Annotated in this window: 10 protein-coding genes and 1 pseudogene; 5 read left to right on the top strand and 6 right to left on the bottom strand. The window is 67.5% G+C overall.

What is annotated here, in order from left to right:
- A pseudogene (locus tag KVS69_RS17185) lies at positions 1–331 on the bottom strand (hypothetical protein); the annotation flags it as partial.
- Positions 332–489: 158 nt separating this feature from the next.
- Here KVS69_RS17185 and KVS69_RS17180 point away from each other — a divergent pair.
- Positions 490–1,683 (top strand): GAF domain-containing sensor histidine kinase, encoded by a 1,194-nt coding sequence (locus KVS69_RS17180; protein ID WP_217539128.1) that lies wholly within the window; start codon positions 490–492, stop codon positions 1,681–1,683.
- Here KVS69_RS17180 and KVS69_RS17175 read toward each other — a convergent pair whose 3' ends face one another.
- The 4 genes from KVS69_RS17175 to KVS69_RS17160 form a co-directional block, all read right to left on the bottom strand.
- On the bottom strand, positions 1,684–2,526 hold the full coding sequence (locus tag KVS69_RS17175) for an alpha/beta hydrolase (RefSeq protein ID WP_237334343.1): 843 nt from the start codon (positions 2,524–2,526) through the stop codon (positions 1,684–1,686).
- A 231-nt stretch (positions 2,527–2,757) separates the two neighbouring features.
- Positions 2,758–5,688, bottom strand: a complete 2,931-nt coding sequence (locus KVS69_RS17170) for a sensor histidine kinase (RefSeq protein WP_217539127.1) — start codon at positions 5,686–5,688, stop codon at positions 2,758–2,760.
- Positions 5,689–5,727: 39 nt separating this feature from the next.
- Positions 5,728–6,108 (bottom strand): AraC family transcriptional regulator, encoded by a 381-nt coding sequence (locus tag KVS69_RS17165; RefSeq protein ID WP_237334321.1) that lies wholly within the window; start codon positions 6,106–6,108, stop codon positions 5,728–5,730.
- A gap of 109 nt (positions 6,109–6,217) precedes the next feature.
- Complete coding sequence (locus KVS69_RS17160; protein WP_210131861.1) at positions 6,218–6,604, bottom strand: hypothetical protein; 387 nt, start codon at positions 6,602–6,604, stop codon at positions 6,218–6,220.
- A 177-nt stretch (positions 6,605–6,781) separates the two neighbouring features.
- On the opposite strand from KVS69_RS17160, the gene KVS69_RS17155 reads away from it, so the two are divergent.
- The 4 genes from KVS69_RS17155 to KVS69_RS17140 all read left to right on the top strand — a co-directional run bounded on the left by KVS69_RS17155 (position 6,782) and on the right by KVS69_RS17140 (position 9,704).
- Positions 6,782–7,144 carry an H-NS family nucleoid-associated regulatory protein gene (locus KVS69_RS17155; protein ID WP_095363704.1) on the top strand — a complete coding sequence of 121 codons (363 nt, stop codon included), beginning with the start codon at positions 6,782–6,784 and terminating at the stop codon, positions 7,142–7,144.
- Positions 7,145–7,152: 8 nt separating this feature from the next.
- Positions 7,153–8,019, top strand: a complete 867-nt coding sequence (locus KVS69_RS17150; protein WP_217539125.1) for a hypothetical protein — start codon at positions 7,153–7,155, stop codon at positions 8,017–8,019.
- A gap of 17 nt (positions 8,020–8,036) precedes the next feature.
- Positions 8,037–9,266 (top strand): VCBS repeat-containing protein, encoded by a 1,230-nt coding sequence (locus tag KVS69_RS17145; protein WP_217539123.1) that lies wholly within the window; start codon positions 8,037–8,039, stop codon positions 9,264–9,266.
- Positions 9,267–9,356: 90 nt separating this feature from the next.
- Complete coding sequence (locus tag KVS69_RS17140) at positions 9,357–9,704, top strand: RcnB family protein (protein ID WP_217539122.1); 348 nt, start codon at positions 9,357–9,359, stop codon at positions 9,702–9,704.
- A 60-nt stretch (positions 9,705–9,764) separates the two neighbouring features.
- On the opposite strand, the gene KVS69_RS17135 is transcribed toward KVS69_RS17140, so the two are convergent.
- On the bottom strand, positions 9,765–10,036 hold a 272-nt coding region (locus KVS69_RS17135), incomplete at its 5' end, for a prolyl oligopeptidase family serine peptidase (RefSeq protein WP_217539119.1).

Below are 10,036 nucleotides of genomic sequence, written 5' to 3'. Positions count from 1 at the left end.
CCGCGCTGACGTCGGCGAAGCGCTCGCCGCTGACCCATTCCACCAGGTCGCACCAGTGCGAGCCGATGTCGGCGAACCCGTCGTCCAGCGCATTGAGGATGAGTTGGTAAAGCTCGTTGGGCTGGTCCCACATCGCCTTGATCTGGGGCAACAGCATGTTGTCGCGCCAGTCGGCCCGGGTGACCTGCAGTTCCCGGCCGTGGGCGTCGTACACGGTGATGAGCTGGGCTTGCGCTGCCTCCGCCGGAGGCGCTGCAGGCTGGGACACGGCTAGCGGTGGTTTGGCGCTGGCGGGCTTGCCGGTCAGGCTCTGCATCAAACGCTTGAACATCGTTCCTCCATGGGCTGGGCGCAGGCCATTCTGCACCAATCCTACGGCGACTGAACCGTTAAGCATCTCCCCTGATCGCGCGGTGTGCGGCTTTGGATGGATCCCAACAAGGCACGATTCGTGTGACCATTACTGGCCTGAAGACCTGCTTGAACCCCATGCGCCAACTGTCCGATCCCGCCCTGCTCCGCGATATCGCCGAGATCGGCCGCATTGCGGCCGTGCCGCGCATCCTCGAGACGGTCGCCCACATCACCGGCTGCCGGTTCACGGCCATTGCCCGGGTGACCGATACCACCTGGACCGCGTGCGCCACCCACGACACCCTGGGCTTCGGCCTGGTGGCGGGCGGCCAGCTGGTGCTGGAGACCACCATCTGCGATGAGATCCGGCAGTCGCCCAAGCCGGTGGTGTTCGCCCATGCGAGCCTGCACCCGGTCTACTCCACCCACCACACCCCGCGCATCTATGGGCTGGAGAGCTACGCCTCGGTACCGATCCATCGTCCGGATGGCAGCTTCTTCGGCACCCTGTGTGCGATCGATTCGGCGCCGGCCACGTTCGATGAGCTGCATATCCAGCGCTCGATGGAACTGTTGGCCGAGCTGGTCGGCAATTACCTCGATACCGAAGAACGCCTTGAACAGGCGGCAGTGGCGCTGTCCGATGCGCAGCAGGTGGCTGAGCTGCGCGACCAGTTCATCGCAGTGCTGGGCCACGATCTTCGCAATCCGCTGCAGTCGATCAGCTTCGTGACCGAAGCACTCGAAGCTGCGCCGCATACGGATTACCAGCAGCGCATGTTCGACCACATCACCTCCAGCGTGAATCGCATGGAGGGGCTGGTGAGCGATGTGCTCGACTTCGCCCGTGGCCGCCTGGGTGGCGGCATTCCCGTGGCATTGCGCAGCGCCGACGGCTTGGCGGCCGATCTGCAGCACGTGGTGGACGAGGTGGCGAACGCTACCGGGCGCTCGGATATCGCGGTGCGGATGGAGATCGATGGCGCGGTGGTGTGTGATCCGAACCGGCTGGGCCAATTGCTGGCCAACCTGCTGACCAATGCCGTGCAGCATGGCGATGCCACTGCGCCGATCGCGCTGGAGGTGCAGGCCGCTTCAAGCGGACTGCTATTGACCGTGCGCAACGGCGGGCATATTCCCGCCGAGCGACTGGCGACCATTTTCAGGCCGTTCTCGCGCGAGCAGGCGGAGCTGCCGCGGCCCGGCCTGGGGCTGGGGCTCTACATCGCCGTGGAGATTGCGCGGTCGCATGGGGGCACCCTGGTGGTGGCCTCGGATGAGGCCACCGGTACAGCGTTTACGTTCCGGATGCCGGGTGGCAGCGCCTGATCAGGATTTGATGAAGGCCAGCAGGTCCGGATTGATCACGTCGGCGTGCGTGGTCAGCATGCCGTGCGGGTAGCCCTTGTAGACCTTCAGGGTGCCGTTCTTCACCAGCTTCACCGACAGCAGCGCTGCGTCCGCGATCGGCACCACCTGGTCGTCGTCGCCGTGCATGACCAGCGTCGGCACGGTGATCGCCTTCAGGTCTTCGGTCTGGTCGGTTTCGGAGAAGGCCTTGATGCCTTCGTAGTGGGCCTTGGCGCTGCCCATCATGCCCTGGCGCCACCAATTCTGGATCACACCCTGTGAGATGGTCGCACCGGGACGGTTGAAGCCGTAGAACGGGCCGGTCGGGAAATCCACGAACAGCTGCGCACGGTTGGCCGCAACACCGGCACGGATGCCGTCGAACACTTCGATCGGCAGGCCACCGGGATTGGCCGCCGTCTTCAGCATCAGCGGCGGCACGGCGCTGACCAGCACCGCCTTGGCAACGCGCCCCTGCGGCTGGCCATGCCTGGCCACGTAGCGCGCCACTTCGCCACCCCCGGTGGAATGGCCGATATGCACGGCATTGCGCAGGTCCAGGTGCTCGAACACGGCGGAGGCATCGGCTGCGTAGTGGTCCATGTCATGCCCGTCGCTGACCTGTGCCGAGCGGCCGTGGCCACGGCGGTCATGGGCGATCACGCGGTAGCCCTTCTGCAGGAAGTACAGCATCTGGGTGTCCCAGTCGTCCGACGACAGCGGCCAACCGTGGTGGAAGACGATGGGCTGCGCATCGCGCGGGCCCCAGTCCTTGTAGAAGATGCGGACGCCGTCTTTGGTGGTGACGAAATTCTCGGACATGAAAGTGTTCTCCGGAGCGGGGGAAGGGGTGCGCGCCATCGCAAAACCCGGCAGCGCCATGACGGCCAGCGCCGAGGCACCGGCCTGGAGTGCCTGGCGGCGGGTGAGCATCAGCGTTTCCAACACGTTGGGGGCCATCGGTGAATCCTGCGCAGGGGCGGCACCTCACATGGAGCCAGATACCGGCAGGTTCACGCTTGTACGCCGTTGCTCTTCATGCCGATGCCGGGACTACCGGCGCCGGGGCTCCCACGCGAAGGACGCCGGTATCTGCAGGTCGATCTCCGTTCCGCGCCCGGAGCGTCCGCTCAGGATCGTCAAGGTGCCACCGGCGCGCGCAGCGCGCTCGCGCATGCCTTCCAGGCCCCAGTGCCCTGTCATGGCCTCTGCCCCCTGGGGTAACCCGATCCCGTCGTCGCTGATGCGCAGGTGGAAACCCTGGCGCCCATAGCTGACCAGGATCTGCACCTGCGCGGCGCGCGAATGACGGAATGCATTGAGCAGGGCTTCGCGGCCGATCATGTACGCCTCTTCGGCCGCGCAGGTCTGCATGGCGCGCGGCGTGCCTTCCACCACCAGGCGAACGGCCGGGGTCTCAAGGCCATGCGCCTCCTCCGCCACGCCCATCAGCGCAGCGCCAAGATCGCGCGCACGTTCCACATCGCCACGCAGGCCGCGCACGCGCTCACGGCCATCGGCCGCCACCTGCTCGGCCATGGTCATCGCCGCTTCCAGCTCGGCGCGGACCGGGTCGGTGGGCGGCAGCTTGCGGCTGGACGCATGCAACCGCAGGATCAGTCCCTGCGTGCTCTGCAGCAGGGTGTCGTGCAGCTCGCGTGCGATCCGCTCGCGCTCGCGGTGACGCTCATCCAGGCGTGTACGGATGCGGGCCGCCAGCTGCCGCAGCCGGCCCAGGTACAGCAGCCACAGCAGGGCCGCACCCGCGATCACGCACAGCACGCGGAACCAGGCGGTTTCCCAGTAATGCGGTGCGACGTTGACCACCAGGCGGGCGCCCTGCTCGTTCCAGACCCCATCGTTGTTGCTGGCCGCTACCCGGAACACATACTGCCCCGAGGCAGGCGCGTTGTAGAACGCCGAGCGCGCAGTCGAGGCCTCGAACCATTGCGGATCGAAGCCCTCCAGCTGATAACGGAAGCGGACCCGCTCGGGAATTGAAAGACTCAGTGCGGTGAAGCGGATGCGCAGGTTCTTCGTTCCTGCCGGCAGCTCCACGGCGCCTGCATTGATCGGCACGTCGGCCCCATCCACCGCCACCGACAGGATCTCCACCGGCGGTGCTACGGGGTTGCGCACGATCTGCGCCGGATCCATCGACACCAGGCCGCTGGTCGTGGAAAACCACAGCCGCCCATCCTGGGTCCGCGCAGCGGTGGGCAGTGGCCGGAACTGGGCGGCGATGCCGGGCAACGCATCCAGCGCGTCGAAGCGCTCGTAACGCGGGGTGCCCTGCGCGTTGAACAGGCCGGCGATGTCGCCGGCGCGCACGTGCACCACGCCACGTGCACCGTTGAACCACAGGCCGCCTGCAGCATCGGCCACGATGCCGCTGATGCCACGCAGGTCTTCGCGCACCGCCGGCAGCACATTGTGCAACCGGCCTTCGGCCACCCGCGCCAAGCCGCGCTCGCCGCCCATCCACATGCCCTGCGCGTCCTCGAACAACGCCGTGACGTTGCCCACGTCCAGCGGTTCGCCCGTCCATGGCGTGGAGAAAACTCCGTGGTCGAGCACTGCCACCGCGTTACGGGCAAAGCCCAGCCATAGCCGCCCGCTGGCATCGGTCTGCATCACCAGCGGCGAACCACCCGTGGGCAATCCAGGCCTGTCCTGGAAGTGTGCCCACTGCCCGTCTTTGAACCGGTACACACCCGGCGTGTTCAAGGACACCCACAGCGCGCCGTCCGGGGTGGTCGCGATGGCCTGCACACCCGAGCGCGCCGCCACCGGCAGCCCGGATACCTTCGAGAACCGCTCGCCGTCACGGCGCCACACCCCGTCCGGCCCGGCCAACCACGTGGTGCCGGCGGCATCGCGGTGCATGGCGGTGATTCCCGCCGGCAGCGCCAGCGTCTGGCGTGTGGCCATGTCCACGCGCTGCAACGGGTGGTTGCGGGTGCCCACCAGCAGCGCGTTGCCGTCCGCGACCATGGCAAACTCCTGCGCACCTTCGGGCATCGGCACCTGCACCAGGTTGGCATGGCGGAAGCGATCCAGCCCGCGACTGCCGCCCACCCACACATTGCCCTCGCGATCCTCCAGCAACGGCTGCGCGTAATCGGAGCTGAGCCCGTCCACCCGGCGGAAGCGTTCCACCTCCGCCCGGTTGCGTTGCGGTGAGCGGCGAACCAGCCCGGTCCCCAGCGTGGTCGCCCAGAGCACACCGTCGCGGTCGAACAGCAGCCCGGCCGATTCCACGGCATCGCCCTGGCCGGACAGCGGGCGCACACCGGCGTCCGCTTCGGCCACCCAGATGGCTCCGTCCGGCGCCTGGGCGATCTGGCTTACCCGGCCCACGCGCGCCGGCACCCGTTCGAATGCGCTTGCCCCGCGCCGCAACACCACCATGCCGGCCTCGGTGGCGATCCACAGCGTGCCCTCGCGATCGGTGAACAACGTACGCGCCTGTCGTCCCGGGTAGCCCATCGCCTGCGTGGGCCGCACCCAGCGCTGGCCCTGCAGGAAGAGCGGGCCGGTGAAGGTGGCGGCCCATAAGCGGCCCTCGCCGTCTTCGGCGAAACGGAACACGGTGCTGGTCGGCAGCCCCGCCGCTGAACCGTAGTGGCGCACACCCGTGCGCTCTACCCGGCTCACCCCGCCATAGCGGAAGCCCACCCACAACCCGCCATCATGTGCGGCGTACAGGGTCGACACACTGGTCGCGGGAAAGGCGTCATCGCCGGGCGGCACGAAGCGCGTGAAACGCACGCCATCGAAACGGTATAGGCCGATTTCGGTGCCCAGCCAGAGATAGCCATCCGCCGTCTGCGCCAGCGCGGTCACCTGCCCCGGTGCGCCCTGGTTGACCGTCCACGCGGTGTGGTGGAACTGCCCCACCGCCCGCGCCGGGTCCAACGCCGCAGCATGGCCGCCCAGCAGCAGCAGGCGCGCGCAGGCGATGGCCCGGAATGTGATCGTCATGGTCAGCCCCTGCGCGTCGGGGCCATCATACAAAAACAACTACCGGCAAGGCGCACCGTCGCACGGCTGGCACCCCGACGGGACGGCAGCGCGCACGTAGGCCGTGGGCGTGCAGCCCAGGCTGCGGCGGAACCAGCGCACGAAGTGGCTCTGGTCGTAGAAACCCAGCGCGCTGGCAACCTGGCAGACGCGCTGCCCCTCGGTACGCAGCAGGTGCCGGGCGCGCTCGATGCGCCGCATGCGCAGGTATTCCATCGGGCTCAGCCCGGTCTGCTCGCGGAACGTACGGGCAAAGTGGAAACGGCTCATGCACGCCGCCCCGGCAATGGCGCTCAGCTGCAGGGGTTCGGACAGGTTGGCCTCGATGTAGTCGACCGCCCGCCCCACCGCGCGCGAAGGTGCGCCCGGCACGGGTTCCACGGCAGATGCCGGATGGTTGGCATGCATTGGCTCGGACCTCGCGAAATCCACCCGTGCATGCTGTGCCTGCAGCGCGCCCTGCCCAAGCCCCGATTGGTTGGGCGCACGACTACTCTTTCGGGTGAGTGCCCGTGTGGTCGTCGCTGCCGCGCCGCGACGCCGGCCGCTCCAGTACCCGTCGACCGAACAGCACCGCATCCACCGAATACGCGCCCGGACCCAGCAACAGCAGCGCCAGCAGCAGTCCGGCCAACGGCCAGCCGTCCAGCGCGGCATCCACCCCGGCCAGGACCAGCGCCACTCCTATCCCCAACGGAAGCAGTCCGCCGAACGCGATCAGGGCGGCGGCGAGCCACGCCCACGCGATCAGGTCGGGAGGGGGCAGCGCCCCGCGCAGGCCCCACGGGCCTACCAGCATCAACGACAGCACCAGGCGAAACAACAGCAGGCCCACGCCGGGCATGCGGTCGGGAAAGGTTGCGTACAACAGCTGCACCGGGGCGCCTCCAGCGTCGATCTGGCTGACCCCATTGGGGACCCATCGGCGCTGCCGCGCATGCCTCGAAAGAGTAATCCGTGCCTCCCCCGCGGGTTGTCTGACGCAGAATCCGGGAAATGATCACACGGTCATTTGTTATCGTGACCGCCTTCAGCCCATCTTTCCTGGACTCTCATGCCCCGCAAGCCGTCTGCTTCCCTCTCCCCGCACGCAGTGCTGCGGGCAGCTACCAAGGAGGCGTATGAGCGCGTCACCCTGCTGCTGACCACCAGCTTCGACGATTTCAGCCCGGAACAGCAGCGCCGGCTGCGCGCCCTGCTGGGCAGCGAGGGAGCCGCCAACCCGGCCAAGCGGGCCAAACCCGCCAAGGCAGAACGCAAGGAACTGCCGCCGCGTTACTGGCTGCCGCATACCCAGGAAACCTGGTCCGGTCGTGGGCGCGTGCCGAACACCTTCCTCGCCTGGGAGGGCACCGTGGCCCATACCGAGTGGAAGAAGCACCACCCCGATGAGCGCTTCCCGGCCTATCCGGGCTGAACGCGAAGATGAGCGGTGACATGAAGATGCGCAGGGCCGTGGGAACGCACGGCACCCTGCATCGCATCGAGGGCCTGCAGAAGCGCCACGATACGCAGCAGTCCCTGCCCACCCTGCTTTGCGACAGCGAAGGGTGCGGCGCCCCGGTCAGGTTTGTGGCGGCGGACCCTTCCTATATCGCCCTGGCCAAGGGCGCCGAGCACCAGCCGGGCTGCCGGTACAACGCCCCCGGCCGCTTGCAGGCCATTCTGTCCGCTGGTTCGGATCCTGAGTTCCTGCCTGCGCTGGACGATGGCCGGCACGAGCTGCGCCTGCTGTTGCTGCAGCAGGCGCTCAAGCGCGGCGGCATCGATCAGCGCACCCTCGACGGCTATCTGGGCACCCTTGCCGACCTGCTGGTGCTGCGCGCGATGTGTGAGAGCGATGACCTCGTGGTCTCGCAGATCACCCTGCGCCTGGGCAAGAAACGCGTGGACTGGGAAAATTTCTTCTACGACCAGGAACGCTACGACCAAGCCTGGGAGCGTATTGGCACCGGGACTACCGACCTGCCGATGGCGCTGGTCGGCACGGTCAGGTCGCACCGCTCGCCGCAGCCGGATTCGCTGTTCCTCAACTGCGCGCCGAAGTACCAGCACACAGGCGTGGCAGATCGCCGTGATTTCTACGAAGTCAGCGTCGGGCATGCCGACGCCGCCTGGCTGAAGTCCTTCCCGGTGGGCGCGGAGATCGTGATGTTCGGGCTGTGGCGCCAGGGCCGAAGCAGCACATCTTCCCGGCCACACCCCACCGACCCGCGCCGGACCATCACCAACGTCACTCACAAGCTTGCACTATGGCCAGGCTTCAAGCGGCAACTGGCCCTCGTTGAATGAACTGGAGAACGAACAGCATGCGCCGACCCACCCCGTCATCCCTGCTGTTCACGGCCCTGTCCTGCGCCTCGATCACCGCCTGTGCGGCGCCAACGCCACCGGCCACTACGCTGTTCACCGACGTCACCGCTACCCACGTTCCTGCGGATGCCGAGCTGCACGCCTTGGATGCGGCGCTGCTGGATGCCGACGGTGACGGCGACCTGGATGTCGCGGTGGCGGTGGAGAACGGTGCCAACCGGCTGTACCTCAACGATGGCGCCGGCAAGCTCAGCCAAACGCCCGGTGCGTTCGGTTCCATCGCGGGCGACAACGAACATGTGCGCGTGGCCGACTTCAATGGCGACGGCCACCTGGATGTGGTGTTCGTGGCCGAAGATACCGAGCAGCACAACCTGTTCCTCGGCGACGGCAAGGGTGGGTTCACCCGGGTAAGCGAACGCCTGCCCGCGACCAGTCAGGCCAACGCACTGGCGGTCGGCGATGTGAACGGCGACGGCCTGCCGGACATCGTGGTGGGCAACACCACCGAGGGAAAGGAGGGCGTGGCGCAGCCCTTCCTGTGGCTCAATGACCGCGCACGCCCCGGGTGGTTCATCGATGCCAGCACCTCCCACCTGCCGGCCATCGACGTGCAGGCGCAGGGCATCGTGCTGGCCGATCTGGATGGCGATGGCGACCTGGACATGGCCATTGCCAGCCAGGATCCGATCAACCGGCTGCTGTTGAACGATGGCGGCGGGCGCTTCACCGATGCCACCGACCGGCTGGGCAAACAGGTAGCCACGGAGACCCGCGAAGTGCATGCCCTGGATGCCAACGGCGATGGCCGGCTGGACCTGGTGTTCTTCAACCTCACCAGCAACAACCGGGACTGGGACAAGGACCCGCAGACGCGGTTGCTGATCAACCAGGGCAACGCGCGCTTCAAGGATGAAACCCGTACCCGCCTGCCCACCCACCGCTTCTCAAGCTGGGGCGGCACCGTGGTGGACTTCAACCACGATGGTCATCCCGACCTGGTGGTCAGCGCCATCGACGTGCCCGGTTTCGTGCCGCTGCAGGTACGTGCGTGGCAGAACGATGGGAAGGGCAACTTCAGCGACGTCACGGCCTCGGTGATTCCAGCCGCCACTGTGGGCCGCAGCTGGAGCATGGCGCGCGGCGACCTGGATGGCGATGGCAAGCCTGACCTGTTCATTGGTGGCTGGCAATCCCAGGCGCGGCTGCTGCTCAGCCGCCCATAAGCCCTCGACATTCCCACGGCTTTCTTCACAGAACCTGCTCTATATTCCGGACCACGCCGCCGCTCGCTGCGGCTGGAATGGGAGGTTGATATGAAAGCCGCACGTCTGATTGGCATTGCCACACTTACCGTTGCCGCCTTGGCCGCAGCCCCTGCCTGGGCCGATCCGCCCCACCATGCACGCGGCAACGGCCCGCCCCCGCATGCCGGCGGCCCGGACAAGCGCCACGCACCGCCGCCGGGATGGCAGAAGAAGGCCTGGCACCGCGGCGACCGGCTCAGCTGGTCGGAGGTGGACCGCCGTTACTGGGTTGACGACTACTCGCGTTACGATCTGCGCGAACCTGGCCGCGGCCATCGCTGGGTGCGGCAGTCCGACACCGAGTACCTGCTCGTTGAGATCGCCACTGGCGTGATCATCGATGCCCTGCGCCGCTGACGCGGCGCCCTCTAGAGAAGGCCTGCGGCCGGTGCCCTTCCGGCCGCGTGGCAAGGACCGTTAGCGTTCCGAGTCATCTTCCTGCGCCGTCAACCACTCAAGCACCTCTTGGTGCAGTGCCTCGCTCTCCTGCGGGGTCGCCGTTCCCCACAGGCTGTGCCGCATGCCCGGAATTTCCCGGTAACGGAACACCACGCCCGAGCCCTGCATGAGCTCGGCCAACTTCCGTGCGGACGCCACCGGCACCGACCCGTCGCGTTCGCCGTGCACGACCAATAGCGGCGCCTTGAGGTCGCGCAGCACATTGGCCTCCACCGCATCCAGGCGGCTGG

It is taken from the genome of Stenotrophomonas sp. GbtcB23 (genome assembly GCF_019091045.1).
GTDB lineage: Bacteria > Pseudomonadota > Gammaproteobacteria > Xanthomonadales > Xanthomonadaceae > Stenotrophomonas > Stenotrophomonas rhizophila_A.
Note: the sequence above shows the minus strand (reverse complement) of the source record. Positions and strands in the feature narration are given on the sequence as shown.

Coding starts and splice junctions, on each gene's coding strand:
- KVS69_RS17145 (WP_217539123.1), top strand. CDS start 8,037: ATGCGCCGACCCACCCCGTCATCCCTGCTGTTCACGGCCCTGTCCTGC.
- KVS69_RS17180 (WP_217539128.1), top strand. CDS start 490: ATGCGCCAACTGTCCGATCCCGCCCTGCTCCGCGATATCGCCGAGATC.
- KVS69_RS17155 (WP_095363704.1), top strand. CDS start 6,782: ATGCCCCGCAAGCCGTCTGCTTCCCTCTCCCCGCACGCAGTGCTGCGG.
- KVS69_RS17175 (WP_237334343.1), bottom strand. CDS start 2,526: ATGTCCGAGAATTTCGTCACCACCAAAGACGGCGTCCGCATCTTCTAC.
- KVS69_RS17140 (WP_217539122.1), top strand. CDS start 9,357: ATGAAAGCCGCACGTCTGATTGGCATTGCCACACTTACCGTTGCCGCC.
- KVS69_RS17150 (WP_217539125.1), top strand. CDS start 7,153: ATGAGCGGTGACATGAAGATGCGCAGGGCCGTGGGAACGCACGGCACC.
- KVS69_RS17170 (WP_217539127.1), bottom strand. CDS start 5,688: ATGACGATCACATTCCGGGCCATCGCCTGCGCGCGCCTGCTGCTGCTG.